Below are 26,651 nucleotides of genomic sequence, written 5' to 3'. Positions count from 1 at the left end.
CTCCACGAGATCTACGAGGGCGAGGTCCGCTACGCCCGTGACGCGTTCGAGGGCCTGCGGCTGATGGACGCGCTGATCGCCGTCAAGCGCGGCGTCCCCGGCGCCACCCTGCCCGAGCTCAAGCAGCGCCGCGTCGCCAAGCGGGACACGCCCGCCTTCCAGGTGGAGGAGCCCGAGCAGCCGGGCGGCCGCTCCGACGTGGCCGTCGACAACCCCGTGCCCACCCCGCCCTTCTGGGGGACCCGCGTGGTCAAGGGCATCCCGCTCAAGGACTACGCCTCCTGGCTGGACGAGGGCGCGCTGTTCAAGGGCCAGTGGGGCCTCAAGCAGGCCCGCGCCGGCGGCGCCACCTACGAGGAGCTCGTCGAGAACGAGGGCCGCCCGCGCCTGCGCGGCCTGCTGGAGAAGCTGCACACCGAGAACCTCCTGGAAGCGGCCGTGGTCTACGGCTACTTCCCGTGCGTCTCCAAGGGCGACGACCTGCTCATCCTGGACGAGCAGGGCAACGAGCGGACCCGCTTCACCTTCCCCCGCCAGCGCCGCGGCCGGCGCCTGTGCCTCGCCGACTTCTTCCGCCCCGAGGAGTCCGGCGAGACCGACGTCATCGGCCTCCAGGTGGTCACCGTCGGTTCGAGGATCGGCGAGGCCACGGCCAAGCTGTTCGAATCCGACTCCTACCGCGACTACCTGGAACTGCACGGCCTCTCCGTCCAGCTGGCCGAGGCCCTCGCCGAGTACTGGCACGCCCGCGTCCGCGCCGAGCTCGGCTTCGGCGGCGAGGACCCGGCCGCCATCGAGGACATGTTCGACCTCAAGTACCGGGGAGCCCGCTTCTCCCTCGGCTACGGGGCCTGCCCCGACCTGGAGGACCGGGCGAAGATCGCCACCCTCCTGGAGCCGGAGCGGATCGGGGTCCACCTCTCGGAGGAGTTCCAGCTCCACCCCGAGCAGTCCACCGATGCTCTGGTCATCCACCACCCCGAAGCGAAATATTTCAACGCACGCTGACACAGACCGGCGTACACTGGTCGGTCCCATACAGGCCGGTCACCTGTTCCCGAGGGGGATGCCCCGCGGCTCCGAGGTGACCGGCCTTGTCGTCCCCGGAGAGAGGCGTACGCATGACCAGCACCGTTCCCGCTCCCGTCGTCCACACGGCCGACGGGCACGCCCTGCAGGCGGTGCTGCTCGACATGGACGGCACCCTCGTCGACACCGAGGGGTTCTGGTGGGAGATCGAGGCGCAGATCTTCCAGGAGCTCGGCCACCGCCTCGACGAGGCCTGGCGGGACGTGGTCGTCGGCGGCCCCATGAGCCGCAGCGCCACCTTCCTGATCGAGTCGACCGGCGCCGACATCGGCCTCGCCGAGCTGAGCGTCCTGCTCAACGAGCGCTTCGAGGCCCGGATCGCCGAACAGGTCCCCCTGATGCCCGGCGCCGAGCGGCTGCTGAGCGAGCTCGCCCGGCACAACGTGCCCACCGCCCTGGTCTCCGCCTCCCACCGCCGCGTCATCGACCAGGTCCTGCTCACCCTCGGCCGCGACCGCTTCCACCTCACCGTCGCCGGCGACGAGGTCCCCCGCACCAAGCCCCACCCCGACCCCTACCTCTTCGCCGCGAAGACCCTCGGCGCGCACCCCTCGCGGTGCGCCGTCATCGAGGACACCGCCACCGGCGTGGCGGCCGCGGAGGCGGCCGGCTGCCGCGTCGTGGCCGTTCCCTCCGTGGGCCTGATCGAGCCCGCCCCGGGCCGGACCATCGTGCGCTCGCTGGAGGACGTGGACCTGTCCTTCCTGCGCTCCCTCATCACTCCGATGAACTGAGCGCACACCGTCAGTACCGGACGGAACGGGCGCCGGTCCGCCGTCCCACGGAAGGATCTTCCGCACCCGGGTCCGGAGGCCGAAATTCCATCCTGGCGATGTGGGCGGAGCGGGTGACTTTGGTCACCCGCGCAGCCTTAGTCGGACCTGCCCCGAGCCTCCAGGGGCTTCCCATGTGTCCGGATTGATCATCTCCTGACACCATCTGCGATGACTCCGGCATAAGCGGTCAGTCCGCGCCCATCACAGTGCGATTACGCCCCAACTCCTGCTGGTTCCAGCCACCCCGTCCCGGGCCACTAATGTCGTCGCGGGCACTCCGCACGCACCTCTGCCGTACCGGCCGCACACCCTTGCGCCGGCACGCGCGTGGACCGATCGTCAAACACCGGCCCGATCGTTCCGCCCTGAACGGGCGACCGCCGCGAAGTGCCCTCTACGCCGCTTAGCAAGTGCCGGGTGAGGGAGTACTTCCAGCATGAACCGCAAGACCATGGTGCTGACGGCCGCGATCGGCCTGCTCACCCCCGCGCTGTCCGCATGCGGCAGCGCGAGCGGAACGGGAGCAGGGTCCGGAGCGATCGTCGTCGGCACCACCGACCGGTTCGAGGCAGCCGACTACGCCCCCGCCCCGCTCGACCCCGCCTACGCGTACGACGCCACCACGTGGAACATCCTGCGCCAGACGGTCCAGACCCTGATGCACACCCCGCGCGGCGGCGGCCAGCCCGTCCCCGAAGCGGCCTCCGACTGCCGCTTCACCGACAACGACAACGAGAGCTACCGCTGCACCCTGCGGCCGGGCCTGAAGTTCGCGAGCGGGGACCCGCTCACCGCCAAGGACGTCAAGTTCTCCATCGACCGGGTCCGCGCCATAAAGGACGAGAACGGCCCCTCCTCGCTCCTCTCCACCCTCGACACCGTCGAGGTCAAGGGAGCCGACACCGTCGTCTTCCACCTGAAGACCCCCGACGCGACCTTCCCGTACAAGCTCGCCACCCCTGCGGCCGGCATCGTCAGCGAGAAGAACTACGACGCCAAGAAGCTCCGCAGCGGCTTCGCCGTCGACGGCTCCGGCCCGTACACGATGAAGCCCGAGGTCAAGGACAACCACCTGGTCCGGGCCGTCTTCACCAAGAACCCGAACTACAAGGGCGACATCAAGCTGCAGAACGACAAGGTCGAACTGCGCACCTTCCCCGACTCGGCCGCGGCCACCAAGGCGCTCTCCGACGGCTCCATCAGCATGGTCTCCCGCACCCTCTCCCCGGCCCAGATCACCGAGCTCTCCGCCAAGCCCCCCAAGGGCGTCAAGCTCGTCCCCATGCCGGGCCTGGAGATCCGCTACATCGGCTTCAACACCGACGCCCCGGCCGTCAAGGACAAGGCCGTGCGCCAGGCCCTCGCCGCCGCCGTCGACCGGGGCAACGTCATCTCCAAGGTCTACGGCAAGTCCGCGCAGCCCCTGTACTCGCTGGTCCCCACCACGGTCAACGGCCACGTCAACTCCTTCTTCAACAAGTACGGCGAGGCCAACACCGCCAAGGCCGCCGACCTGCTGAAGGCCGCCGGGATCAAGACCCCGGTCAAGCTGACGCTGAACTACACCACCGACCACTACGGCGACGGCACCGCGGCCGAGTTCCAGGCCCTCAAGGCCCAGCTGAACTCCACCCAGCTGTTCGACATCACCGTCCAGGGCAACGAGTGGGCCGACTTCCGCCCAGCCCAGAAGAAGGGCGACTACGCCGCCTACGGGCTCGGCTGGTTCCCCGACTACCCGGACGCCGACAACTTCCTCGCCCCGTTCCTGGAGCAGGACAACTTCCTGGGCACGCCGTACGCCAACAACACGGTGCGCACCAAGCTCATCCCCGAGTCCCGCAAGGCCGCCGACCGCAACGTCGCCGTCCCCGCGATCACGGAGATGCAGGACATCGTCGCCGATGACGTGCCGGTCCTGCCCCTGTGGCAGGGCAAGCAGTACGTCGCCGCCCGCGACGGGATCACCGGAGTGGAATGGTCGGTCAACGCCATCTCCGACCTCCAGCTGTGGGAACTCGGCCGGGGCGTCAGCGGCTGAGACCGGCGGCAACCGGCGGCGGACGTCGCAGGCCGGCGCAAGGATCAGACAAGAACTGTGAAGGACATCGCGTGAAGAGACGTAACCAGTGGCTGGTGGCCCCGCTCGGGGCGGCCACGGCCGCCGCGCTGCTCAGCGGCTGCGGTTCGCAGGACGGCTCGGCCGCCGGCGACGGCAAGGGCGTGGTCATGGGCATATCCGACAAGGTGAAGTCCACCGACCCGGCGTCCGGCTACGACCCGGGCTCCTGGCTGCTCTTCAACAACGTCTTCCAGTCGCTGCTCAGCTTCCCCAAGGGCGGCACCACGCCCGAGCCGGACGCCGCGCAGGCCTGCAACTTCGAGGGCGGCGACAGCAAGGTGTTCAAGTGCACCCTGCGCTCCGGCCTGAAGTTCAGCAACGGCCACAGCCTCACCTCGAAGGACGTCAAGTTCTCCTTCGAGCGCACGCTGAAGATCAACGACCCGAGCGGCCCGGCCGTCATGCTCTCCTCCATCGCGAGCATCGACGCCCCCGACGACCGGACGGTGATCTTCAAGCTGAAGACCCCCGACGCGACCTTCCCGAGCAAGATCGCGTCGGGCGCCGGCGCCATCGTCGACCACGCCGAGTACCCGGCCGACAAGCTCCGCACCGACAGCAAGGCCATCGGCTCCGGCGTCTACAAGCTGGACTCCTTCAGCGAGAAGAGCGCCAACTTCTCCGTCAACGACTCCTACAGCGGCAAGGCCAAGGCGCGGAACACCGGCGTCACGCTGAAGTTCTTCAACGGCGACCAGGCCGGCCTCAAGACCGTCCTGGAGAGCGGCGACGTCGACTTCGCCTTCCGCGGCCTCGCCGCCAAGGACATCGCCGGCCTCGCCGCGACCAAGACCGGCGACAACAAGGTCGACGTCGTCCAGGGCACCGGCGCCGAAGTCCAGCACATGGTCTTCAACGTCAACGACCCCGTCGTCGGCAAGCTCCCCGTCCGCAAGGCCATGGCGTACCTCATCGACCGCGACGCCCTCGTCAAGGACGTGTACTCCGGCACCGCCGTCCCGCTGTACTCGATCGTCCCGGCCGGCATCGCCGGACACACGACCCCCTTCTTCGACCGCTACGGCGGCAGCCCCCAGCCCGAGAAGGCCAAGGCCGTCCTCAAGGCCGCCAACATCACCGGCAAGATCAAGCTGACGCTGTACTCCACGCCGACCCGCTACGGCCCCTCCACGGACCAGCAGTTCCAGGTCATCGCCAAGCAGCTCAACGACAGCGGCCTGTTCGACGCCGACGTGAAGTCCGTCGAGTTCGAGCAGTACGAGAAGGACATCAAGGCCGGCAAGTACGGCGTCTACGTCAAGGGCTGGGTCCCCGACTACCCGGACGCCGACAACTTCACCCAGCCGTTCTTCGGGCCCGACAACGTCCTGATGAACAACTACGACAACAAGGAGATCAGCGGGACCATCATCCCCTCGACCTCCACCAAGTCCGACCGCACCGCGGCCAACCCGGACTACACCCGCCTCCAGGACATCGTCGCCGACGAGGTCCCGATCCTCCCGCTCTGGCAGAGCAAGCAGTACGCCGTCGCCCGCCAGAACGTCACCGGCCTCCAGTGGTCCCTGGACGCCTCCACGGTCTTCCGCTTCTGGGAGATCAGCAAGGGCTGACCCGCCCCGGACACACGTCCGCCCCGGCACCCGCCCAGGGTGCCGGGGCGGACGCACGTCCGGACCCCGGCGGCTACTGCGCGCCCGGCCGCACCAGACCGCTCTCGTACGCGTACACGGCCGCCTGCACCCGGTCCCGCAGGCCCAGCTTCGTCAGCACATGACCCACGTGCGTCTTCACCGTCGTCTCGCTCACGAACAGGTCCGCCGCGATCTCCGCGTTCGACAGCCCCCGCGCCACCAGCTTCAGCACCTCCACCTCGCGCTCGGTCAGCGTCCCCAGCACGTCCGGGACGCTCTCCTCGCCCGACGGCAGATGACCGGCGTACTTGTCCAGCAGCCGGCGCGTGATGCTCGGCGCCAGCATCGCCTCACCCGCCGCCACCACCCGGATCGCCTGCACCAGCTCGTCGGCCGGAGCGTCCTTCAGCAGGAACCCGCTCGCCCCCGCCCGCAACGCCTCCACCACGTACTCGTCCAGATCGAACGTGGTCAGCACCAGCACCTTCGCCGGCCCGTTCCGCTCCGGACCCGTGATCTGCCGCGTCGCCTCCACCCCGTCCATCCGCGGCATCCGGATGTCCATCAGCACCACGTCCGGCTGCAGCGCCCGCACCTGCTCCAGCGCCTGCAGACCGTCCCCGGCCTCACCCACCACCACCAGGTCCTGCTCCGCCTCCAGGATCATCCGGAAGCCGGTGCGCAGCAGTGGCTGGTCGTCGACCAGCAGGACGCGGATCGCCACGGGAAGTACCTCGAATTCGTCGGACGGCTTCGGCGCCGCCCATTCTGCCCCTTCGGACCCGTCAGGAATCCGCCGGGCGGCCGGGCCTCGGAACGACCGCCAGCGGGTACACCGGGGGAGTGCCGCCGAACTCCGGACACACCGCCTGGTGATCGCACCACCCGCACAGCTTCGTCGGCCGCGGCCGCCAGTCACCCGTCTCCGTCGCCTCCGAGATCGCCTCCCACAACGCGTGCAGCTTGCGCTCCACCCGCTCCAGGTCCGCCACCACCGGGTCGTACGTCAGCACGTCACCACTGCCCAGGTACACCAGCTGCAGCCGCCGCGGCACCACGCCCTTCAGCCGCCACACCACCAGCGCGTAGAACTTCATCTGGAACAGCGCGCCCTCGGCGTACTCCGGCCGCGGCGCCTTCCCCGTCTTGTAGTCGACGATCCGCACCTCACCCGACGGCGCCACGTCCACCCGGTCGATGATCCCGCGCAGCCGCAGCCCCGACTCCAGCTCCGTCTCCACGAAGAACTCCCGCTCCACCGGCTCCAGCCGCGTCGGGTCCTCCAGCGTGAACCAGCGCTCCACCAGGGCCTCCGCCTCCGCCAGCCACCCCGCCAGCCCGGCGCCCCCGTCCCCCTCCGGGAACAGCCCCGCCAGCTCCGGCTTCGCCTCCAGCAGCCGCTCCCACTGCCCCGGCAGCAGCTCCTTCGCCCGCGGCACCGTCCGCTCCGCCGCCGGGTGGTCGAACAGCCGCTCCAGCACCGCGTGCACCAGCGTCCCCCGGGTCGCCGCCGCACTCGGCTTCTCCGGCAGCCTGTCGATCACCCGGAACCGGTACAGCAACGGGCACTGCATGAAGTCACCCGCCCGCGAGGGCGACAGCGAGGCGGGCCGGGCAGCACCCGGGGAAGCACCGTCGGATTCGGCGCCGGGGATCGTCGTCATGCGTGAAACCCTACGACCCGGGACCGACAGCACGCGCATACCATCGACTCCTGGCCCATCGCCCTGCATGATCGGAGCATCACACCGCGCAACACCGGCCCCACGCCGCCCCACCCACGACGTGGACCACACTGGAAGCAAACGCACCGAACGAAGGACAGACGTGGCAGACACCGACGAAACCGGCGAGCGCCCCGCCAAGCGCTCCGAACCGGGCGGCGGCATCCTCATGGGCCGCCCCTTCGGCGTACCCGTCTACGTCTCGCCCAGCTGGTTCCTCGTCGCCGCCCTCATCACCTGGGTCTTCGGCGACCAGCTGGACCGCATCCTCCCCGACCTCGGCCCCGCCCGCTACCTCGTCTCCCTCTTCTTCGCCGTCGCCTTCTACGCCTCCGTCCTCGTCCACGAACTCGCGCACACCATCGCCGCACTCCGCTTCAAGCTCCCCGTGCGCCGCATCCAGCTCCAGTTCTTCGGCGGCGTCTCCGAGATCGAGAAGGAATCCGAGACCCCCGGCCGCGAATTCGTCCTCGCCTTCGTCGGCCCCCTCCTCTCCCTCGTCCTCGCCGGGATCTTCTACCTCGGCATGAAGGCCGTCGACCCCGCCACCGTCCCCGGCGTCCTCCTCGGCGGCCTGATGGTCTCCAACCTCCTCGTCGCCGCCTTCAACCTCCTCCCCGGCCTCCCCCTCGACGGCGGCCGCATGCTCCGCGCCCTCATCTGGGGCCTCACCGGCAAACCCATGACCGGCACCGTCGCCGCCGCCTGGGTCGGCCGCGCGCTCGCCGTCACCGTCCTCATCGGACTGCCCCTGATCACCCAGACCGGCGTCCTCGGCAACCCCACCCGGGAAATCGGCGGCATGGACACCGTCATGGACGCCCTCCTCGCCGCCATCCTCGCCGCGATCATCTGGACCGGCGCCGGCAACAGCCTGCGCATGGCCCGCCTGCGCGAACACCTCCCCGAACTGTGCGCCCGCACCCTCACCCGCCGCGCCATCCCCGTCCAGGCCGCCACCCCCCTCTCCGAAGCCCTGCGCCGCGCCAACGAAGCCGGAGCCCGCGCCCTCGTCGTCGTCGACGGCCAGGGCGACCCCACCGCCCTCGTCCGCGAGACCGCCATCGCCTCCGTTCCCGAACACCGCCGCCCCTGGGTCGCCGTCAGCACCCTCGCCCAGGACCTCACCGACGGAATGAAGGTTTCAGCGGAACTCACCGGCGAAGCACTCCTCGAGCACCTCCGCACCACCCCCGCCACCGAATACCTCGTCCTCGACACCGGCGGCGGGATCTACGGAGTCCTCTCCGCCCTCGACGTCGAGAAGGCCTTCGTGAAGGCCATGGCGCGGCCCCAGTCCTGAAGCCAATACACTGGTCACATGTCCGAACCGACCGGTGCCGCCCGCCGACGCGGGCCCTTCGAGGTCGGGGACCAGGTACAGCTGACCGACCCCAAGGGCCGCCACTACACGTTCACGCTCGAAGCCGGGAAGAACTTCCACACCCACAAGGGTTCCTTCCCGCACGACGAGCTGATCGGCGCTCCCGAGGGCAGCGTTGTCCGCACCACCGGCAACGTCGCCTACCTCGCGCTGCGCCCCCTGCTCCCCGACTATGTCCTGTCCATGCCCCGCGGCGCCGCCGTGGTCTACCCCAAGGACGCGGGCCAGATCCTGGCCTTCGCCGACATCTTCCCCGGCGCCCGCGTCGTGGAAGCGGGAGTGGGCTCCGGCTCCCTGAGCAGCTTCCTGCTGCGCGCCATCGGCGACCAGGGCATGCTCCACAGCTACGAGCGCCGCGCGGACTTCGCCGAGATCGCCACCGCCAACGTCGAGCGCTACTTCGGCGGCCCCCACCCCGCGTGGAAGCTGACCGTCGGCGACCTCCAGGACAACCTGGACGAAACCGACGTCGACCGCGTCATCCTCGACATGCTCGCCCCCTGGGAGTGCCTCGAAGCGGTCAAGAAGGCCCTCGTCCCCGGCGGCATCCTCTGCTGCTACGTGGCCACCACCACCCAGCTGTCCAAGACCGTCGAGTCCATCCGCGAGATCGGCTGCTTCGCCGAACCGCAGCCCTGGGAATCGATGATCCGCAACTGGCACGTGGAAGGCCTCGCCGTCCGCCCGGACCACCGGATGATCGGCCACACCGGCTTCCTCGTCACCGCCCGCCGCCTCGCCGACGGCGTCGAGCCGCCCATGCGCCGCCGCCGCCCCGCCAAGGGCGCCTACGGCGAGGACTACGAGGGCCCCGGCAGCGACCGCTCCGCGTAGGGAGCGGCGCCCCTGCCCCACCCCCGCCCCGCACGGGCCGCGGACCCAACACGAAAGCGCTGTGGCGCAGTTCCCCGGAACACTTCCGGAACTGCGCCACAGCGCCTTTTCGTTGTCCGCCCAGCCGGCGCGGACCCGGCCGTTCCACCGCGGTGTGAGGTATGGCACGATGCTGGCTCACCGTCACCCTTCGTACAGGAGACACCCCGCGTGACGCACAGCCCCACCGACCCCGCCCCGTCGTTGGAAGACCTGTCGCCCGAACACCCCGCGCGCCACCGGGCCAAGCCCGTCCACTGGGTCGCCACGGCCACCGCCATGGCCGCCGTCATAGCCGGCGCGGGCCTCCTCCAGCCCGACCGGGCCACCGGAGCCACCCCCGCCACCGAAACCGCCGCCGGACCGCGGGCCACCGCCCCCGACGCGCACGCGGTCACCTACCCCCTCGACTGCAAGGGCACCGCGCAGACCGTCACCGCCACCGCCGAAGGCGACCTCGACGGCGACGACCGCCCCGAGACCGTCGCCGCCGTACGCTGCGACGCCGGCTCCGGAACCCCGCCGCACGCCATCTACGTGCTGACCCGGGAAGCCGCGCCCGGGGCCCCGCCCCGCGTCGTGGCCACCCTGCTCGACCCCGCCAAGCGCCGCACCGCGACCGACCTGACGGTCCGCGACCGGACCGTCACCGCGAGTCTGCTGGGCTACTCCTCGCCCTCCGTGCCCCGGTACAGCCCCGACGTCAAGCAGCTCGCCAAGTGGCGCTGGACCGGCGGAACATTCCGCCAGGAGCTTACGGACTCGACCGCCGGACGTGTTTGAACCGTCACTCGGCGTCCGGGCCGTACACCTCGACCCTGTCCGAAACGCGCCTTACGTGAATGCAGTCGCCCGGGCATTCCTTCGCCGAGTCCACCACGTCCTGGAGCAGCGTCAGCGGAACCGGAGTGGTCGCTCCGGGGTCCGCCAGCAGCTCGTCCTCCGGGCTCTTCACATAGGCCAGACCGTCGATGTCCAGCTCGAACACCTCCGGGGCGTACTGGACGCAGATGCCGTCCCCGGTGCAGAGGTCCTGGTCGATCCAGACCTCGAGGGGCTCTCCGGCACCGCCGGAACCGCCCGCCGGGACCTCCTGCTGCACGGTCATATCTCCTGCCGTTCCCTGCTCTGATCGAACCGTTCCGGAAGCGGCTCTCGGCAAGTCGCGCGGGCCCGGACGGGTGTTGAACAGTTCGACCTTACAACCGGCTGCTTTCCGATGTTGAACGGTGGGTATTTCCCTGGCGTGAGGGAGTACGCAAGGGTGAAGATCGGACACACCCCTACCGTCTTTGTGATCTAGGGGTTTCAATCACCACCAGCCCAGGTAGGGTCAGGAAGCGTCCAGCTCCCCTTGGAGGAGGTGAGGACCGTGGCAGCCCACGACGACGACATCAACCGCGGCATCCGGCCCGGGCGAGGGTCTGAGGACCCCGCTGGCCAGGTTGCCTATCTCGAGCAGGAAATCGCCGTCCTGCGCCGCAAGCTCGCCGACTCTCCGCGTCACACGAGGATTCTCGAAGAGCGGATCGTCGAGCTCCAGACGAATCTGGCAGGCGTATCCGCGCAGAACGAACGCCTGGCGAACACCCTCCGTGAGGCCCGCGACCAGATCGTGGCCCTCAAGGAGGAAGTCGACCGGCTCGCGCAGCCGCCGGCCGGCTTCGGTGTCTTCCTTCAGGCCAACGAGGACGGCACCGTCGACATCTTCACCGGCGGCCGCAAGCTCCGCGTGAACGTCAGCCCCAGCGTCGACCCGGAAGACCTCCGGCGCGGCCAGGAGGTCATGCTCAACGAAGCGCTCAACGTGGTCGAGGCCATGGAGTTCGAGCGCGCCGGGGACATCGTCACCCTCAAGGAGATCCTCGAGGACGGCGAGCGCGCCCTGGTGGTCGGGCACACCGACGAGGAGAGGGTGGTGAGGCTCGCCGAGCCGCTCCTGGACATCACCATCCGCCCCGGCGACGCCCTGCTGCTGGAGCCCCGCTCCGGCTACGTGTACGAGGTGGTCCCCAAGAGCGAGGTCGAGGACCTCGTCCTCGAAGAGGTCCCGGACATCGACTACGACAAGATCGGCGGCCTGGGCGACCAGATCGAGCTGATCCGCGACGCGGTCGAGCTCCCCTACCTCTACCCGGACCTCTTCAAGGAGCACGAACTGCGGCCGCCGAAGGGCATCCTGCTCTACGGTCCGCCCGGATGCGGCAAGACGCTCATCGCCAAGGCGGTCGCCAACTCCCTTGCCAAGAAGGTCGCCGAGGTGACCGGACAGGCCGCGGGCAAGTCCTACTTCCTGAACATCAAGGGCCCCGAGCTCCTCAACAAGTACGTCGGCGAGACCGAGCGGCACATCCGCCTCGTCTTCCAGCGTGCCCGTGAGAAGGCGAGCGAGGGCACCCCCGTCATCGTCTTCTTCGACGAGATGGAGTCCCTCTTCCGCACCCGCGGATCCGGTGTCAGCTCGGACGTGGAGAACACCATCGTCCCGCAGCTGCTCGCCGAGATCGACGGTGTGGAGGGCCTGGAGAACGTCATCGTCATCGGCGCCTCCAACCGCGAGGACATGATCGACCCGGCGATCCTGCGCCCCGGCCGCCTCGACGTGAAGATCAAGATCGAGCGCCCGGACGCCGAGGCCGCGAAGGACATCTTCGCGAAGTACCTCAAGGCCTCGCTGCCGCTGCACACGGACGACCTGAACGAACACTCGGGCTCGCCCGAGGTGGCCGTCCACAGCATGATCCAGACCGTCGTCGAACAGATGTACGCGGAAACCGAGGAAAACCGCTTCCTCGAGGTCACGTACGCCAATGGCGACAAGGAAGTCCTGTACTTCAAGGACTTCAACTCCGGAGCGATGATCCAGAACATCGTCGACCGGGCCAAGAAGATGGCGATCAAGGCCTTCCTCGAGCACAACCAGAAGGGCCTCCGCGTCTCCCACCTCCTCCAGGCGTGCGTGGACGAGTTCAAGGAGAACGAGGACCTGCCGAACACCACCAACCCGGACGACTGGGCCCGCATCTCCGGAAAGAAGGGCGAGCGGATCGTATTCATCCGCACCCTCGTCACCGGAAAGCAGGGCGCCGACACCGGACGCTCCATCGACACGGTGGCGAATACCGGTCAGTACCTCTGACGGTGCGAGGCGGCTGCGGGTGCCTCACACGGCACCCGCGGCCGCCTGCTTTACCGCCCGCCTTTTCCGGCCGTGACAAAGGCGAAGTCAATGACTGAAATGATCTCCCCACCAGCGCGGAGTGGTTCTAGGCTCATCCGTACCGCCGGTCGCGCAGTGCGGGACGGGCACCGCACATGACGCACCGGAGCACCAGCGGTACTTGAGCGCCGCCCCCGAACGGGAGCGCCGCCGGGCAAGGAGGGCCGCATGACCGTACGGCGAGTAATGGGGATCGAGACGGAGTACGGGATCTCCGTCCCCGGGCACCCGAACGCCAATGCCATGCTCACCTCGTCCCAGATCGTCAACGCCTACGCGGCGGCGATGCACCGGGCGCGACGCGCCCGCTGGGACTTCGAGGAGGAGAACCCGCTTCGGGACGCCCGAGGCTTCGACCTCGCCCGCGAGGCCGCCGACAGCAGCCAGCTGACCGACGAGGACATCGGCCTCGCCAACGTCATCCTCACCAACGGCGCACGGCTCTACGTCGACCACGCGCACCCCGAGTACAGCTCCCCGGAGATCACCAACCCCCTCGACGCGGTGCTCTGGGACAAGGCCGGCGAACGGATCATGGCCGAGGCGGCCGAACGGGCCGCCCAGCTGCCCGGCGCCCAGCCGATCCACCTCTACAAGAACAACACCGACAACAAGGGCGCCTCCTACGGCACGCACGAGAACTACTTGATGAAGCGGGAGACCCCCTTCTCGGACATCGTGCGCCACCTGACGCCCTTCTTCGTCTCCCGCCAGGTCGTCACCGGCGCCGGCCGGGTCGGCATCGGGCAGGACGGGCGCGAGCACGGCTTCCAGATCAGCCAGCGCGCGGACTACTTCGAGGTCGAGGTCGGACTGGAGACCACCCTCAAGCGCCCCATCATCAACACCCGCGACGAGCCCCACTCCGACGCGGAGAAGTACCGCCGGCTCCACGTGATCATCGGGGACGCGAACCTCTCCGAGATCTCCACCTACCTCAAGCTGGGCACGACCGCGCTGGTCCTGTCCATGATCGAGGACGGGTTCATCAGTGTCGACCTGGCCGTGGACCAGCCGGTGCGCACCCTGCACCAGGTCTCCCACGACCCGGACCTCCAGCACCTGATCACGCTGCGCAGCGGGCGCACCCTGACCGCCGTACAACTCCAGATGGAGTACTTCGAGCTGGCCAGGAAGTACGTGGACGAACGGTTCGGCACCGACGCCGACGAGCAGACCAAGGACGTACTGGCCCGCTGGGAGGACGTCCTGGGCCGGCTGGAGACCGACCCGATGAGCCTGTCCGGGGAGCTGGACTGGATCGCCAAGCGGGAGATCCTGGAGGGCTACCGCAGGCGAGACGGACTCGGCTGGGACGCGGCGCGGCTGCACCTCGTGGACCTCCAGTACTCGGACGTGCGGCCGGAGAAGGGGCTGTACAACCGTCTGGCGGCCCGAGGGAAGATGAAGCGGCTCCTGGAGGAGCCGGCCGTCGAGCGGGCCGAGAGCAAGCCCCCGGAGGACACCAGGGCCTACTTCCGCGGCCGCTGCCTGGAGCAGTACGCGGACGACGTGGCGGCGGCCTCCTGGGACTCGGTGATCTTCGACCTCCCGGGCCGCGACTCCCTCCAGCGGGTCCCGACCCTGGAGCCCCTGAGGGGCACCCGCAAGCACGTCAAGGAGCTCCTGGACCGCTGCCGCACGGCGGAGGACCTGGTCCGGGTGCTCTCGGGACAGTGAGCGGTGCCTTCGGGGCCTGAAAAGCCTCCGGCGAGGGAATCATGAAAGCAGCCGGACGTTGTGAAAGTACGGGGACGGATGCCGGACCCTGCTTGTAGGGTCCGGCATAGGGTCTGATCTTGAGAGGTCCCGAATCCCGGGGTCTCTCCGTGTGAGCGCGCGAACCGAGCGGGGTGAGGTAGACATGGCGACCAAGGACACCGGCGGCGGACAGCAGAAGGCCACTCGCTCGACCGAAGAGGTCGAGGAGCAGGCCGCGGAAGCGCAGTCCGACCTCAAGGAACGACAGGAAAAGCTCTCCGACGACGTCGACTCCGTGCTCGACGAAATCGATGATGTGCTCGAGGAGAACGCCGAGGACTTCGTTCGAAGCTTCGTTCAGAAAGGCGGCGAATAGCCTTCGGATCGCAGGCCTGTCGGGGGTTGGGTCGTGGATTTGAAGGTCTGCGTGCGGTGCGGGGAAGCCAAGCCTCACGCGGCCTTCTCCGCCAAGCGGTCAAACATGGACGGCTTGCAGCGGCATTGCCGGGACTGCGCCGCGAGATCCCCCCATAAGGCGTCGTTGGTGGAAGCCCGGGCGACCCGCCCGCGTGCGCAGCTGCCGGAAGGGCACAAGCTCTGCACGTGCTGCGGGGAGGCCAAGCCGCCGTCCGAATATCACCGAAAGGCATCCGCCTCCGACGGGCTGCATGCGCGCTGCAAGGCGTGCCGGGCCATCGAAGGGCGAGCAGGCCATCTCAAGCGTAAGTATGGGATCACCGAAGTCGAACGTGACCGGATGATCGCCGATCAAGGCGGTCTCTGCTGTCTCTGCCTTCGGGCTCCGGCCGTGCATGTGGATCACTGCCACAAGACGGGTAGGGTCCGTGGCGTACTTTGCTTCAACTGCAACACCGGCCTTGGCCTGTTGAAGGACAGCCCGGACCGTATTCTTCGGGCCGCTGAATATCTGGAGGGAACGCGTGGAAGCCAACACTCGTAACACAGGGCGTCTACCGGCAGCCTTCCTGACGCCGGGGTCGTCGTCCTTCATGGACTTCCTGGGCGCGCACGCGCCCGAGATGCTGCCGGGGAACCGGAAGCTTCCGGAGGGGATCGTCGAGGCCCCGCACGGGACGACCATCGTCGCCGCCACCTTCCCCGGCGGGGTCGTCCTCGCCGGTGACCGGCGGGCGACCATGGGGAACATGATCGCGCAGCGGGACATCGAGAAGGTGTTCCCGGCGGACGAGTACTCCGCGGTGGGCATCGCCGGTACGGCCGGCCTCGCCGTGGAGATGGTCAAGCTGTTCCAGTTGGAGCTGGAGCACTTCGAGAAGGTCGAAGGGGCGACGCTGTCGCTGGAGGGCAAGGCGAACCGGCTCTCGACCATGATCCGGAGCAATCTCGGGATGGCCATGCAGGGGCTGGCGGTCGTGCCGCTCTTCGCGGGCTACGACGAGGGCAAGGAGAAGGGCCGGATCTTCTCCTACGACGTGACCGGCGGCCGCTCCGAGGAGCACGGCTACGCCGCGACCGGTTCCGGTTCCATCTTCGCCCGGGGCTCCATGAAGAAGCTCTACCGCCCCGACCTGACGGAGGAGCAGGCGACCACGCTGGTCGTGCAGGCGCTGTACGACGCCGCCGACGACGACTCGGCGACCGGTGGCCCGGACCTGTACCGGCACATCTACCCCATCGTCACCGTCATCACCGACGAGGGCTTCCGCAGGCTGGACGAGGACGAGTCGCAGGAGCTCGCCCGCAAGGTGACGGACCGTCGGCTCCAGGAGCCCGACGGACCGCGCGCCGCCCTGCTCTGACCAGTCCTCTCGTCGCCCAGAAGAAAGGGACGGAACCACGGTGTCGACTCCGTTCTATGTGTCACCCCAGCAGGCCATGGCCGACCGGGCGGAATACGCCCGGAAGGGCATCGCCCGCGGCCGCAGCCTCGTCGTGCTGCAGTACGCCGACGGCATCGTCTTCGTCGGCGAGAACCCGTCCCGCGCGCTGCACAAGTTCAGCGAGATCTACGACCGGATCGGCTTCGCGGCCGCCGGCAAGTACAACGAGTACGAGAACCTGCGCATCGGCGGCGTCCGCTACGCCGACCTGCGCGGGTACACCTACGACCGCGACGACGTGACGGCGCGCGGTCTGGCGAACGTCTACGCGCAGACCCTCGGCACGATCTTCTCCTCGGCCGGTGAGAAGCCGTACGAGGTGGAGCTGGTGGTGGCGGAGGTCGGTGCGACGGCGGCCGGGGACCAGATCTACCGGCTGCCGCACGACGGGTCGATCGTGGACGAGCACGGCTCGGTCGCGGTCGGCGGGAACGCCGAGCAGATCAGCAGCTTCCTGGACCAGCGGCACCAGGACGGGATGACCCTGTCCGAGGCGTTGAAGCTGGCGGTGCAGGCGCTGTCCAGCCAGGCCAACGGGGCCGACAAGGCCATTCCGGCGGAGCGGCTGGAGGTGGCGGTGCTGGACCGTACGCGGGCGCAGCAGCGCAAGTTCAAGCGGATCCGGGGCCGGCAGCTGGCGCGGCTGCTGGAGGCGGAGGTTCCGGCGGACGCCCAGGCGGATGCCGTGTCGAACGACGAGGCGCCGGAGGACGACGCCGAGTAGTCCGGACGGGCGCCTGGAGGCCCCGGTCCGCCCCTCGTGGGGTGGGCCGGGGCCTTCGTCGCGTCAGGCGGGTGCGGGGCCGGTGGAGTCGCGGACGATGAGTTCGACGGGGATGTCGGGGGCGGTCCAGGGGCGGCCGTCGAGGACGGCGAGCAGGGCGTTCATGCCGTGTTCGCCGACCTGCTCGGCGGGGAGGCGGACGGTGGTGAGCTCGGGTTCGACGGCGGTGGCCAGGCCCAGGTCGTCGATGCCGGTGACGGAGAGGTCCTCGGGGACGCGCAGGCCCAGGCGGCGGGCGGCCTTGCAGGCGCCGGCGGCCAGGACGTCGTCGTCGCAGAGGATGGCGGTGGGCCGGTCGGCGGGGTCCGCGAGGGCCGTCTCCATGGCCGTGCGGGCGGCGTCGACGGCGAGGGCGGCGCGTACGGTGCGCAGCTCGGTGGTGGGGCCGAGGAGGGCGGCGAGGGCGCGGGCGCGGATGTGGAAGGTCCAGGTGTCGACGTCGGCGGCGAGGTGGAGGAAGCGGCGGTGGCCGTGGTCGAGGAGGTGTGCGGCGGCTTGGCGGACGCCGTCGGCCATGGCGAGGTTGACGTGGGCGGCGGCGCGGCCGGCGGCGGGGTCGCTGTCGAGCATGACGAGGGGGAGGTCGTCGCCGCCGATGGCGTCGAGGGCTCCGGCGGCCATGGAGGAGGCGATGACTCCGTCGATGGCGGCGCGGGCGGAGGCGAAGGGGTCGCGGGCGGGGCCGGTGCCGTCGGGGGAGGGGTAGAGGACGACGCCGAAGCCGTGGGCGGCGGCGACGCGGGCGGCGCCGGTGTAGACGCGGGCGAAGAACTCGTTGGTGAGGGCGGGGACGACCAGGAGGGCGGTGCGGGTGCTGCCGAGGCGGAGGTTGCGGGCGGCGAGGTTGGGGCGGTAGCCGAGGGTGGTGGCGGTTTCGCGGACGAGGGCGGCGGTGCGTTCGGAGACGCGGCCGCGCCATTTGTCGCCGAGGACGAGGGAGACGGTGGCCTGGGAGACCCCGGCGGCGGTGGCGACGTCGCGGCTGGTGGGTCTCGTCACAGGTAGCTCCTGAAGTGCCAGGTGGGGCGGGCGGGGCCGGTCTGCGGGGTGGACCCCGGGTCTGCGGCCATGGTACGTATGACGGGTCAGGTTATACGTATTACCCCGGACGGAGCGTCCGGGCAGAAGGGGGCACCCATGGCCGCGGGTTACGCGGAGCTGCTCAGGACCCGGTACGCGGCGAGGCTCCTGGCGGGCACGCTGCTGGGCCGGCTGCCGAACGCCACCGCCGCCATCGCGATCGTCCTCTTCATCCGCTCCGAGGGCGGCAGCTACAGCCTGGCGGGCGCGCTGGCGGCCGCGTACGGGGTGGCGAACGCGGTGGGGCAGCCGCTGCTGGGCCGGGCGGTGGACCTGTACGGGCAGCCGCGGGTGCAGCTGCCGGCGGCGCTGGTCTCGGCGCTGGGCATGGTGTGGCTGGCCGTGGCCGGGACGGGTTCGATGGCGGCCGCCTACGCGGCGGTGCTGGTCTCGGGCCTGTTCACGCCGCCCCTGGAGGGCGGGCTGCGGGCCCTGTGGCCGACGGTGCTGGGCGGCCGTGAGGAGCGGGTGCACGCCGCGTACGCGATGGACGCGGTGGCCCAGGAGATCATGTACACGGTCGGGCCGCTGCTGGTGACCCTGTGCGTCGCGCTGTGGTCCCCGGCGGCCGCGCTGCTGGTGCTCAACGCCGTGGGGCTGGTCGGCGTGCTGATGGTGGTGCTCTCGGAGCCCTCCCGGACCTGGCGTTCGGCGCCGCGCGAGGCGCACTGGCTGGGCGCCCTGCGCTCGCGGGGGCTGCTGGCGCTGCTGGGCGCGTTCTTCTTCGTGGGCATGGCGCTGGGCTCGATCGCGGTGGCCGCGGTGGCGTACTCCGACGGCCACGGCGGCCAGGCCGTCTACGGCTGGCTGATGGCGGCGGTCGGGCTGGGCGCGCTGGTCGGCGGCGTGGTCTACGGCGCCCGGCAGTGGGCGGGGGCGCCGGAGCGGCGGCTGCGGCTGCTGGTGGGCCTGCTGGCGGTGGGCTACCTGCCGCTGATGCTGAGCGTCGGGCCGGTGGCGATGACGGCGCTGGCCGCGGTGGCGGGCGTGTTCCTGGCGCCTTCGCTGGCCTGTGCGTTCATCGTGGTGGACCGGCACGCGCCGGCGGGCACGGTGACCGAGGCCTTCTCGTGGCTGGTGACCTTCTTCGGCGTGGGGGCGGCCATCGGTACGGGGGCGGCCGGTCCGGCGGTGGAACTGGGCGGGACGACGGCCGGTTTCGCGGTGGCGGGCGGCGCGGGCGTGGCGGCGCTCGTGGTGCTGACGGCCACTCAGCGGGTGCTCGCGAAGGGGGGCCGCAGCCGGGCCGTGACGGGCTCCGCGGGGGCCGCTTCGGAGCAGCTGATCAAAAACTGATCGGAACGCCGCTCTCGAACCCGGTTTCAGAAGAGGGCAGAAGGCGTAATGTTCAGTCATGGACCGCCGCATTTTCGGGCTGGAGAACGAGTACGGCGTCACGTGCACGTTCAGGGGACAGCGCCGACTGTCTCCTGACGAAGTGGCGCGCTACCTCTTCCGCCGTGTCGTGTCATGGGGCCGCAGCAGCAATGTGTTCCTGCGGAACGGCGCCCGCCTGTACCTGGACGTGGGATCGCATCCGGAATATGCAACACCCGAATGCGACAGCCTGACCGAACTGGTCACCCACGACAAAGCGGGCGAGCGCATTCTCGAAGGTCTGCTCGTCGACGCCGAACGCCGCCTGCACGAGGAGGGAATCGCGGGCGACGTCTACCTGTTCAAGAACAACACCGACTCGGCGGGCAATTCGTACGGATGCCACGAGAACTACCTCGTGGCCCGGCACGGTGAATTCTCCCGTCTGGCGGACATCCTGATTCCCTTCCTCGTCACGCGCCAGCTCATCTGCGGTGCGGGCAAGGTGCTGCAGACCCCCCGGGGCGCGGTCTACTGCGTCAGCCAGCGGGCCGAGCACATCTGGGAGGGCGTCAGCTCCGCCACCACCCGTTCCCGCCCGATCATCAACACCCGCGACGAGCCGCACGCGGACGCGGAGCGCTACCGGCGCCTGCACGTGATCGTCGGGGACTCCAACATGTCCGAGACGACCATGCTCCTCAAGGTCGGCGCCACGGACCTCGTGCTGCGCATGATCGAGGCGGGCACGGTGATGCGGGACCTGACCCTGGAGAACCCGATCCGGGCCATCCGCGAGGTCAGCCACGACATCACCGGCCAGCGCAAGGTGCGCCTGGCCAGCGGCCGCGAGGCCTCCGCCCTGGAGATCCAGCGCGAGTACTACGACAAGGCCCTGGACTTCGCCGAGCGGCGGGGGATCCGTACCGGGACCGTGGAGCGGGTGCTGGAGCTGTGGGGCCGCACCCTGGACGCCATCGAGGCCGAGGACCTGGACCGGATCGGCCGGGAGATCGACTGGGTCATGAAGTACCAGCTGATCGAGCGCTACCGGGCCAAGCACAACATGACCATGTCCAACCCGCGGGTCGCCCAGATAGACCTCGCGTACCACGACATCCACCGCCGGCGGGGCCTGTACTACCTGCTGGAGCGCAAGGGGCAGGCCGAGCGGGTCTGCAACGACCTGAAGATCTTCGAGGGCAAGTCGGTGCCCCCGCAGACCACCAGGGCCAGGCTGCGCGGCGACTTCATCCGCCGCGCCCAGGAGCAGCGGCGGGACTTCACCGTCGACTGGGTCCACCTCAAGCTCAACGACCAGGCGCAGCGCACCGTGCTGTGCAAGGACCCGTTCCGGTCGGTGGACGACCGGGTGGAGAAGCTGATCGCCGGTATGTGACCGGTGCGGCCGGGGGCCCCGTACGCGTCGCGCGTGCGGGGTCCTCGCATGCCAGAGCCTTGTGGCGCAGGGGCCAGCCCGTAGAGTGGGCCGCTACGACGGACCATTCCAGCGACCCTGAGGACCACTGTGCGACGCCGACTTGCTGCCGCGCTCATCGTGCCGGCTCTGATGCTCACCGCGGCCTGCGGAGGGGGCGACGACTCCGGTAAGAAGAAGGACGCCTCTCCGTCGGCCTCGGCCTCCAAGCCCGCCGAGGTGCCCAAGCCGGTCGCCTCGGCCGACCCGATGCCGACGGTGGCCGGTGAGACGGGCAAGAAGGCCGAGATCACCGTCCCCAAGGGCGAGCCGAGCGGCAAGTTCGTGGTGAACGTCCTCAAGGAGGGCACCGGCCCCGAGGTCAAGAAGGACGACTTTGTGATCACCAGGTTCACGGGCAAGGTCTGGAAGAGCGGCAAGGACCTGCCGAGCTCCTACGACCAGGACGGCGAGCCGGTGCCCTTCAAGGCCGGTTCGCAGGAGATCCTGCCGGTGTTCGGCGAGAGTGTGCTCGGCAAGAAGGTCGGCAGCCGGCTGCTGGTCGTGGCCCCGCCGGAGGCGGCGTTCGGGCCGCAGGGCCAGCCGAAGCTGGGTGTGGGCCCGAAGGACAACATCGTCTTCGTGATCGACGTGGACCAGGTCCCGCCGAAGAGGGCCGAGGGCACCCAGGCCCCCATCCCGTCGGACCTGCCGCAGGTCAAGGCCGACGAGGACAAGGAAGCGACGATCACGATCCCGAAGAACGACCCGCCGAAGGAGCTGGTCGACAAGGTCCTGATCGAGGGCAAGGGCCCGGAGGTCAAGTCCGGTCAGACCGTCTTCATGCAGTACAGCGGCGCGGCGTGGGCCCCGAACCAGGGCAAGGACGCGGCGAAGCTGTTCGACAACTCCTGGAAGACCGGCCAGCCGTTCCAGACGAAGATCGGCGCCGGCAAGGTCATCGAGGGCTGGGACAAGGGCCTGGTGGGCAAGAAGGTCGGCAGCCGCGTGCTGCTGGTGATCCCGCCGGAGCAGGCGTACAAGGACCAGGCCCAGGGTCCGGACCTGCCGGCCAACTCCACGCTCGTCTTCGTCGTGGACATCGTCGCCGCAGTGTAAGACTGGTGGGGTTGCCCTTTTCCGCCTCCGCGGTCAGGGGCCCGCATCCGTACGCATGAGGAGCAGTTCCGTGAGCGACAAGCTCGAGAAGCCCGAGATCGACTTCCCCGACTTCCCGGTCCCGGCCGACCTGGTCATCGAGGACATCTGGGAGGGTGACGGCGCGGAGGCCAAGGCCGGCTCCGTGGTCTCGGTCCACTACGTGGGCGTGGCCTACTCCACCGGCGAGGAGTTCGACGCCTCCTGGAACCGCGGCTCCGCGCTGCAGTTCAAGCTCGGTGTCGGCCAGGTCATCCCCGGCTGGGACCAGGGCGTCCAGGGCATGAAGGTCGGCGGCCGCCGCAAGCTGGTCATCCCGCCCCACCTCGCCTACGGCGACCAGGGCGCCGGCGGCGCCATCAAGCCGGGCGAGACGCTGATCTTCGTCTGTGACCTGATGGCCGCCTGATCCACGGGCAGTCACCGCGCAGGGCCCCCGCCGTGAGGCGGGGGCCCTCGCTTTTGCCGGGGACCGGCTTGGCGGTACGGTCAACGGTCACGAGTGTGTCGAGCAAGTGGGGGAAGGGCGTCGATGGCGATTGCCAAGGCCGAGCGGCTGATGAACCTGGCGCTGTGTCTGCTGGGGACCCGACGTCCCCTCAGCAAGCGCGAGCTGCGCGGTTCGATCGAGGCCTACCTCGAAGCCGGGAACGACGACTCCTTCAACCGCATGTTCGAGCGGGACAAGGACGACCTGCGCGAACTCGGCCTGGTGATCGAGACGGTGGAGAACATCGAGGGCGAGACCGGCTACCTGGCCCGCCGCGACAGCAACCGGCTGCCGCCCGTCTCCCTGGACGCCGAGGAGGCCGCCGCCCTCGGGCTGGCCGCCAAGGTCTGGCAGCAGGCCCGCCTCGCGGGCGCGGCCAGCGGCGCCCTGCAGAAGCTGCGGGCCGGCGGCATGCCGGAGGCCGGCGACCCATACGAGGGGCAGCACAGCGCGATCGAGCCGCGCATCCCGGTCCACGAGGCGGCCTTCGAGCCGCTGATGCTGGCCTGCCGGGACCGCCGGCCGGTGGTCTTCGACTACCGCAAGTCCAACGCCGCCCGGCCCGAGCCGCGCCAGGTCGAACCGTGGGCCCTGGAGTGCTGGCGCGGCCACTGGTACCTGGCCGGCTACGACCGCGACCGCGGCGCGGAGCGGGTGTTCCGGCTCTCCCGGATCACCGGCAAGGTCCGCTCCCGGGCCGGCAAGTACACCGCCGAGGTCCCCGACGTGGTGACCGTGCGGGAGACCGTGGCGGCCTGGGCGGGGGAGGGCGCCCAGCGCTCCGCGCTGATCCGGCTGCGCGCCGGGGCCGGCTACCCGCTGCGGGCCAAGGCCACCGCGGTGCGCGAGGGCGCCGACGGCTGGGACGAGCTGGAGATCCCCTACGGGCACGGGCTGGACGCCTGGCTCGTGGAGTTCGGCCCGGACGTCGTGGTGGTGGAACCCGCGGACCTGCGGGCCGACGTGGTCGACCGGCTGCGCGCCGTCGCCCAGGGCTGACCAGGAACTTCACTAGCTACGCCCTGAGGGGGAGACGTACCAGCATGGCCGCGAACGCCATCGACCAGACCCGCCGGATGCTGTCCCTGGTGACCTACCTGCGCGAGCGCCCCGGGGCGCACGTCGCGGACGTCGCCCGCGCGTTCGGAATCACCGAGGACGAGCTGATCTCGGACCTCGACGTCCTGCCCATGTGCGGCACCAGCTTCCGCGGCGGGGACCTGCTCGACATCGACACCGACGGCGACCGCATCTGGTGGCACAACGCCGACGCCTCGGGCGAGTCCACCGCCGAGCCGCTGCGCCTGGCCGCCGACGAGGCCACCTCCCTGCTGGTGGCCGCCCGCGCGGTGGCCACCCTGCCGGGGCTGCGCGAGAGCGACCGGGACGCCCTGCAGCGGGCCACCGCCAAGCTGGAGGCGGCCGCCGGCGAGGCCGCCGGGGCCAGCTCGCGGCTGTCGGTGACCTTCGAGTCCGAGGGCGGGGTCTTCGCCGACGTCGACCGGGCCATCTCCGAGCGGCGCCGGCTGTGGCTGCGCTACTACTCGCCCGCCCGCGACGAGCTCACCGAGCGCACCGTCGACCCGATCCGGCTCTTCGCGGTGGGCCACACCTACCTGGAGGGCTGGTGCCACCTCTCGGAGGCCCGGCGCACCTTCCGCCTCGACCGGGTCGCCGAGATCCGGCTGCTCGACGAGCGCTCCGAACCGCCCGCCATCGAGCCCCGGGACCTGTCCGTGGGCCTGGTCCAGCCGGCCGCCGAGGACCCCGAGGTGGTCGTCGAGGTCGGCCCCGGCGGCCGCTGGGTCGCCGAGTACTACCCGCACGACAGCGCCGACGAGCTGCCCGACGGAGGCCTGCGGATCGTGCTGCGCAGCCCCGACCCGGCCTCCCTGCGCCGCCTCGCGCTGCGCCTGGGGCGTGACGGGCGCATCGTCTCGCCGCCCGAGCTGGCCCAGAGCGCCCGCAAAGCCGCCACAGAAGCACTCGCGGGGTACGGGGAACAGGTCTAGAGGGAGCACGGAGAGATGTCGCCATCTTCCGGTGCGGAACCGGTCACCTTCAAGGCCGCCTGTCCCGAGTGCCGGGCCCGCCTGGAGCTCGCGGCGGACGCCCTGCGGCTGGCGATCGGCGGCAGCCGGCGGACCACGTTCTACTCCTTCACCTGCCCCGAGTGCTCCGCGCAGGTCCGCAAACCCGCCGGTGAGCGCATCGTGGAGCTGCTGACCGGCGGGGGAGTGAGCACCCTGCGCAGCCTCTGAGGGCGGGGCGCTAGGCTCGTCCCATGCTGTGGCCGATGCTTGCGATTGCCCTGGGCTTCCTCGGGGTCGCCGTCCTGTCCGTGCTGGCCCTGAGGGTCTTCCTGGAGGTGCGGCGGCTGTCGGGCCAGGTGGCTTCGGCCAGCCGCCGGATCACCGAGGCCTCCGGGGACCTGGAGCGGGCGGCGGCCGACTTGGCCGGGGCCGCGCGGCGGGAGGGCTCGCTCCGGTCGTAGGCGCCCCGGTCCGCACGCGTTCACGTAGCGGTTATGGAAACCGCGCGGCCTGACCCGTACCGTCGGAGCCGCAAGGCACTGCGGACACCCCTGGGGATTGCCGGGCGTTCACCCCCGGGGGTTACGATCCATGTCAGAGAGGTACCGGACGACGCCCTGTCCGGTATCGCGAGGCCACCCCAAACCAGCCGTTTCGGTGAGTAAGGAAGACACACATGATCGGCAATCTGAAGCCCCTCGAGATCCTTCTGATCATCGCTGTGATCGTGCTTCTGTTCGGCGCCAAGAAGCTCCCCGAGATGGCCCGCTCGCTCGGCAAGTCGGCCCGGATCCTCAAGAGCGAGGCCAAGGCCATGAAGAAGGACGGCGAGGCCGACGACGCGCCCGCCGCCGCCCCGGCCGCCGACACCCAGCAGCCCGTCGCCCCGCGGACCATCCAGGCCGCCCCCGGTGACGTGACCAGCTCCCGTCCGGTCGGCGAGCCGGGCCGCACCGCCCAGGGCTGACACCCGGGGGGGCCTCCCCCCAGCACGCCGGTCATTTGCAACGAGACAAGGGACGTGGGTTGCTCAAGTCTGCCCGCAAGCAGGGGAAACGAGATCGGGGTCCGAAGGACGCCGAAGGGCGGATGCCGCTCGTCGAGCACCTGCGTGAGCTGAGAAACCGCCTGCTGAAGTCGGTCCTGGCGATCGGCCTGATCACGATCGTCTGCGCCTACTTCTACCGGCCGATCATCGACTTCCTGCTGGAGCCGATGCTCTCCTCCGTCGGCTGTGTGAACGGGGCCACCCACCAGCGCAACGGCGCCCCCTGCGCCGAGATGACGGCCAACGGTCTGACCGGACCGTTCTCCATCGCGCTCAAGGTCGGCCTCTCGGCGGGCATGGTGCTGTCCGCCCCGGTGTGGCTTTACCAGCTGTGGGCGTTCGCCGCCCCCGGCCTGCACAAGAACGAGAAGCGGTACACGCTGAGCTTCGTGGCCGTCGGGGCCCCGCTGTTCCTGGCCGGCGCGATCCTCGCGTACAAGATCCTCCCGCAGACCGCGGAGATCCTGCTCGGCTTCACCCCCGACCACGTCAAGAACCTGCTCCCGGTCGACGACTACCTCGACCTGGTGACGCGCATGGTCGTGGTCTTCGGCCTCGCGTTCGAGCTCCCGCTGATCCTGGTCCTGCTGAACTTCACCGGGATCCTCAGCGCCAAGCGGCTCGGCAGCTGGTGGCGGGCCATGGTCCTCGGCATCACGATCTTCTCGGCCTTCGCCACGCCCACCGGCGACCCGATCACCATGCTGACCCTGGCCTCTCCGATCGTGGCCCTGTACTTCCTCGCCCTCGGGGTGTGCCTCCTCAACGACCGCCGCCGCCGGCGCGCCAACCCGGACGCCGACCTCGACGACGACGAGGCCTCCGAGCTGGACCTGACCCCCTCGTCCATCGGCGGTGCGGACACGGCCCCGGCCCCCTCCGTCCTGCCCGAGCAGTCCGACGGCGGCCGCCGCCAGATCAACGGGTACGACGACGCCACCTGACAGGTACGTCCCTGGTACCGCCCCGGGAGCCCTC

Annotated in this window: 26 protein-coding genes and 1 pseudogene; 23 read left to right on the top strand and 4 right to left on the bottom strand. The window is 70.0% G+C overall.

The features are described from left to right. The 4 genes from ACFY0O_RS34370 to ACFY0O_RS34355 form a co-directional block, all read left to right on the top strand. On the top strand, positions 1 to 1,008 hold a 1,008-nt coding region (locus ACFY0O_RS34370; RefSeq protein WP_388954216.1), incomplete at its 5' end, for a vitamin B12 dependent-methionine synthase activation domain-containing protein. A gap of 113 nt (positions 1,009 to 1,121) precedes the next feature. Further along, entirely contained in the window at positions 1,122 to 1,823 is a 702-nt protein-coding gene (locus tag ACFY0O_RS34365) for an HAD family hydrolase (RefSeq protein WP_388954212.1), read from the top strand. A gap of 478 nt (positions 1,824 to 2,301) precedes the next feature. Continuing rightward, positions 2,302 to 3,906 (top strand): ABC transporter substrate-binding protein, encoded by a 1,605-nt coding sequence (locus tag ACFY0O_RS34360; RefSeq protein ID WP_388954210.1) that lies wholly within the window; start codon positions 2,302 to 2,304, stop codon positions 3,904 to 3,906. 71 nt (positions 3,907 to 3,977) lie between these two features. Next, positions 3,978 to 5,561, top strand: coding sequence for an ABC transporter substrate-binding protein (locus ACFY0O_RS34355; RefSeq protein WP_358892903.1), 1,584 nt, complete (start codon positions 3,978 to 3,980; stop codon positions 5,559 to 5,561). A 73-nt stretch (positions 5,562 to 5,634) separates the two neighbouring features. On the opposite strand, the gene ACFY0O_RS34350 is transcribed toward ACFY0O_RS34355, so the two are convergent. Beyond that, complete coding sequence (locus tag ACFY0O_RS34350; protein WP_358892902.1) at positions 5,635 to 6,306, bottom strand: response regulator transcription factor; 672 nt, start codon at positions 6,304 to 6,306, stop codon at positions 5,635 to 5,637. Positions 6,307 to 6,367: 61 nt separating this feature from the next. Then, positions 6,368 to 7,246 (bottom strand): RecB family exonuclease, encoded by an 879-nt coding sequence (locus tag ACFY0O_RS34345; protein ID WP_388954206.1) that lies wholly within the window; start codon positions 7,244 to 7,246, stop codon positions 6,368 to 6,370. Positions 7,247 to 7,409: 163 nt separating this feature from the next. Here ACFY0O_RS34345 and ACFY0O_RS34340 point away from each other — a divergent pair, with 163 nt between their 5' ends. From ACFY0O_RS34340 to ACFY0O_RS34330, 3 genes are all read left to right on the top strand, one after another. After that, complete coding sequence (locus ACFY0O_RS34340; protein ID WP_388954204.1) at positions 7,410 to 8,609, top strand: site-2 protease family protein; 1,200 nt, start codon at positions 7,410 to 7,412, stop codon at positions 8,607 to 8,609. A gap of 18 nt (positions 8,610 to 8,627) precedes the next feature. Then, positions 8,628 to 9,524, top strand: a complete 897-nt coding sequence (locus tag ACFY0O_RS34335; protein ID WP_042814566.1) for a tRNA (adenine-N1)-methyltransferase — start codon at positions 8,628 to 8,630, stop codon at positions 9,522 to 9,524. A gap of 318 nt (positions 9,525 to 9,842) precedes the next feature. Further along, positions 9,843 to 10,346, top strand: a complete 504-nt coding sequence (locus ACFY0O_RS34330) for a hypothetical protein (protein WP_388954227.1) — start codon at positions 9,843 to 9,845, stop codon at positions 10,344 to 10,346. Positions 10,347 to 10,350: 4 nt separating this feature from the next. Here ACFY0O_RS34330 and ACFY0O_RS34325 read toward each other — a convergent pair whose 3' ends face one another. Then, a complete protein-coding gene (locus ACFY0O_RS34325; RefSeq protein WP_358892899.1) occupies positions 10,351 to 10,671 on the bottom strand; it encodes a ferredoxin in 321 nt (106 codons plus the stop codon). Positions 10,672 to 10,935: 264 nt separating this feature from the next. Between ACFY0O_RS34325 and arc the strand changes: the two genes are divergently transcribed. From arc to prcA, 6 genes are all read left to right on the top strand, one after another. Further along, positions 10,936 to 12,702 (top strand): proteasome ATPase, encoded by a 1,767-nt coding sequence (gene arc / locus ACFY0O_RS34320; protein ID WP_079425282.1) that lies wholly within the window; start codon positions 10,936 to 10,938, stop codon positions 12,700 to 12,702. A gap of 249 nt (positions 12,703 to 12,951) precedes the next feature. After that, a complete protein-coding gene (gene dop / locus ACFY0O_RS34315) occupies positions 12,952 to 14,463 on the top strand; it encodes a depupylase/deamidase Dop (protein WP_388954201.1) in 1,512 nt (503 codons plus the stop codon). 184 nt (positions 14,464 to 14,647) lie between these two features. Continuing rightward, positions 14,648 to 14,860: a ubiquitin-like protein Pup gene (locus tag ACFY0O_RS34310; RefSeq protein WP_045947082.1), complete on the top strand. Its 213-nt coding sequence runs from the start codon at positions 14,648 to 14,650 to the stop codon at positions 14,858 to 14,860. Positions 14,861 to 14,965: 105 nt separating this feature from the next. Next, positions 14,966 to 15,445 (top strand): endonuclease VII domain-containing protein, encoded by a 480-nt coding sequence (locus tag ACFY0O_RS34305; protein ID WP_388954224.1) that lies wholly within the window; start codon positions 14,966 to 14,968, stop codon positions 15,443 to 15,445. Next, the gene (gene prcB / locus ACFY0O_RS34300) at positions 15,426 to 16,265 is read left to right on the top strand and encodes a proteasome subunit beta (RefSeq protein WP_388954198.1); all 840 of its coding nucleotides are present in this window, start codon (positions 15,426 to 15,428) and stop codon (positions 16,263 to 16,265) included. Before ACFY0O_RS34305 ends, prcB begins: the two co-directional genes overlap by 20 nt. A 40-nt stretch (positions 16,266 to 16,305) precedes the next feature. Then, on the top strand, positions 16,306 to 17,070 hold the full coding sequence (gene prcA, locus ACFY0O_RS34295; protein WP_388954196.1) for a proteasome subunit alpha: 765 nt from the start codon (positions 16,306 to 16,308) through the stop codon (positions 17,068 to 17,070). A 63-nt stretch (positions 17,071 to 17,133) separates the two neighbouring features. Here prcA and ACFY0O_RS34290 read toward each other — a convergent pair whose 3' ends face one another. Next, the gene (locus tag ACFY0O_RS34290; protein ID WP_388954193.1) at positions 17,134 to 18,129 is read right to left on the bottom strand and encodes a LacI family DNA-binding transcriptional regulator; all 996 of its coding nucleotides are present in this window, start codon (positions 18,127 to 18,129) and stop codon (positions 17,134 to 17,136) included. 138 nt (positions 18,130 to 18,267) lie between these two features. On the opposite strand from ACFY0O_RS34290, the pseudogene ACFY0O_RS34285 reads away from it, so the two are divergent. The 10 genes and pseudogenes from ACFY0O_RS34285 (at position 18,268) to tatC (ending at position 26,617) form a co-directional block, all read left to right on the top strand. Beyond that, a pseudogene (locus tag ACFY0O_RS34285) lies at positions 18,268 to 19,555 on the top strand (MFS transporter). Positions 19,556 to 19,564: 9 nt separating this feature from the next. Continuing rightward, positions 19,565 to 20,926, top strand: coding sequence for a Pup--protein ligase (gene pafA, locus ACFY0O_RS34280; protein WP_358892895.1), 1,362 nt, complete (start codon positions 19,565 to 19,567; stop codon positions 20,924 to 20,926). Positions 20,927 to 21,055: 129 nt separating this feature from the next. Then, complete coding sequence (locus tag ACFY0O_RS34275) at positions 21,056 to 22,063, top strand: FKBP-type peptidyl-prolyl cis-trans isomerase (protein ID WP_388954189.1); 1,008 nt, start codon at positions 21,056 to 21,058, stop codon at positions 22,061 to 22,063. Positions 22,064 to 22,118: 55 nt separating this feature from the next. Continuing rightward, positions 22,119 to 22,511 carry an FKBP-type peptidyl-prolyl cis-trans isomerase gene (locus ACFY0O_RS34270; protein WP_388954187.1) on the top strand — a complete coding sequence of 131 codons (393 nt, stop codon included), beginning with the start codon at positions 22,119 to 22,121 and terminating at the stop codon, positions 22,509 to 22,511. Between the two features lie 123 nt (positions 22,512 to 22,634). Next, positions 22,635 to 23,591, top strand: coding sequence for a helix-turn-helix transcriptional regulator (locus ACFY0O_RS34265; protein WP_388954185.1), 957 nt, complete (start codon positions 22,635 to 22,637; stop codon positions 23,589 to 23,591). Between the two features lie 44 nt (positions 23,592 to 23,635). Next, positions 23,636 to 24,604 carry a WYL domain-containing protein gene (locus ACFY0O_RS34260; RefSeq protein ID WP_358892891.1) on the top strand — a complete coding sequence of 323 codons (969 nt, stop codon included), beginning with the start codon at positions 23,636 to 23,638 and terminating at the stop codon, positions 24,602 to 24,604. A 15-nt stretch (positions 24,605 to 24,619) separates the two neighbouring features. Further along, on the top strand, positions 24,620 to 24,853 hold the full coding sequence (locus tag ACFY0O_RS34255; protein ID WP_358892890.1) for a hypothetical protein: 234 nt from the start codon (positions 24,620 to 24,622) through the stop codon (positions 24,851 to 24,853). Between the two features lie 23 nt (positions 24,854 to 24,876). Continuing rightward, positions 24,877 to 25,086: a hypothetical protein gene (locus tag ACFY0O_RS34250; RefSeq protein WP_388954182.1), complete on the top strand. Its 210-nt coding sequence runs from the start codon at positions 24,877 to 24,879 to the stop codon at positions 25,084 to 25,086. Positions 25,087 to 25,301: 215 nt separating this feature from the next. Continuing rightward, the gene (tatA, locus tag ACFY0O_RS34245; RefSeq protein ID WP_042814548.1) at positions 25,302 to 25,592 is read left to right on the top strand and encodes a Sec-independent protein translocase subunit TatA; all 291 of its coding nucleotides are present in this window, start codon (positions 25,302 to 25,304) and stop codon (positions 25,590 to 25,592) included. A 59-nt stretch (positions 25,593 to 25,651) separates the two neighbouring features. After that, entirely contained in the window at positions 25,652 to 26,617 is a 966-nt protein-coding gene (tatC, locus tag ACFY0O_RS34240) for a twin-arginine translocase subunit TatC (protein WP_358892887.1), read from the top strand. The last annotated feature ends 34 nt before the right edge of the window (positions 26,618 to 26,651 follow it).

Source organism: Streptomyces sp. NPDC001594 (assembly GCF_042893675.1).
Classification (GTDB): Bacteria; Actinomycetota; Actinomycetes; order Streptomycetales; family Streptomycetaceae; genus Streptomyces.
This window is presented reverse-complemented; position numbering and strand designations above follow the sequence as displayed.

What these genes read in the sequence shown, in the direction of transcription:
- ACFY0O_RS34250 (WP_388954182.1), top strand. Translation starts at nt 24,877, where the DNA reads ATGCTGTGGCCGATGCTTGCGATTGCCCTGGGCTTCCTCGGGGTCGCC.
- ACFY0O_RS34270 (WP_388954187.1), top strand. Translation starts at nt 22,119, where the DNA reads ATGAGGAGCAGTTCCGTGAGCGACAAGCTCGAGAAGCCCGAGATCGAC.
- tatA (WP_042814548.1), top strand. Translation starts at nt 25,302, where the DNA reads ATGATCGGCAATCTGAAGCCCCTCGAGATCCTTCTGATCATCGCTGTG.
- ACFY0O_RS34265 (WP_388954185.1), top strand. Translation starts at nt 22,635, where the DNA reads ATGGCGATTGCCAAGGCCGAGCGGCTGATGAACCTGGCGCTGTGTCTG.
- ACFY0O_RS34365 (WP_388954212.1), top strand. Translation starts at nt 1,122, where the DNA reads ATGACCAGCACCGTTCCCGCTCCCGTCGTCCACACGGCCGACGGGCAC.
- ACFY0O_RS34310 (WP_045947082.1), top strand. Translation starts at nt 14,648, where the DNA reads ATGGCGACCAAGGACACCGGCGGCGGACAGCAGAAGGCCACTCGCTCG.
- ACFY0O_RS34325 (WP_358892899.1), bottom strand. Translation starts at nt 10,671, where the DNA reads ATGACCGTGCAGCAGGAGGTCCCGGCGGGCGGTTCCGGCGGTGCCGGA.
- ACFY0O_RS34305 (WP_388954224.1), top strand. Translation starts at nt 14,966, where the DNA reads ATGGACGGCTTGCAGCGGCATTGCCGGGACTGCGCCGCGAGATCCCCC.
- ACFY0O_RS34255 (WP_358892890.1), top strand. Translation starts at nt 24,620, where the DNA reads ATGTCGCCATCTTCCGGTGCGGAACCGGTCACCTTCAAGGCCGCCTGT.
- ACFY0O_RS34330 (WP_388954227.1), top strand. Translation starts at nt 9,843, where the DNA reads ATGGCCGCCGTCATAGCCGGCGCGGGCCTCCTCCAGCCCGACCGGGCC.
- pafA (WP_358892895.1), top strand. Translation starts at nt 19,565, where the DNA reads ATGGACCGCCGCATTTTCGGGCTGGAGAACGAGTACGGCGTCACGTGC.
- ACFY0O_RS34345 (WP_388954206.1), bottom strand. Translation starts at nt 7,246, where the DNA reads ATGACGACGATCCCCGGCGCCGAATCCGACGGTGCTTCCCCGGGTGCT.
- ACFY0O_RS34260 (WP_358892891.1), top strand. Translation starts at nt 23,636, where the DNA reads ATGGCCGCGAACGCCATCGACCAGACCCGCCGGATGCTGTCCCTGGTG.
- ACFY0O_RS34335 (WP_042814566.1), top strand. Translation starts at nt 8,628, where the DNA reads ATGTCCGAACCGACCGGTGCCGCCCGCCGACGCGGGCCCTTCGAGGTC.
- ACFY0O_RS34360 (WP_388954210.1), top strand. Translation starts at nt 2,302, where the DNA reads ATGAACCGCAAGACCATGGTGCTGACGGCCGCGATCGGCCTGCTCACC.
- dop (WP_388954201.1), top strand. Translation starts at nt 12,952, where the DNA reads ATGACCGTACGGCGAGTAATGGGGATCGAGACGGAGTACGGGATCTCC.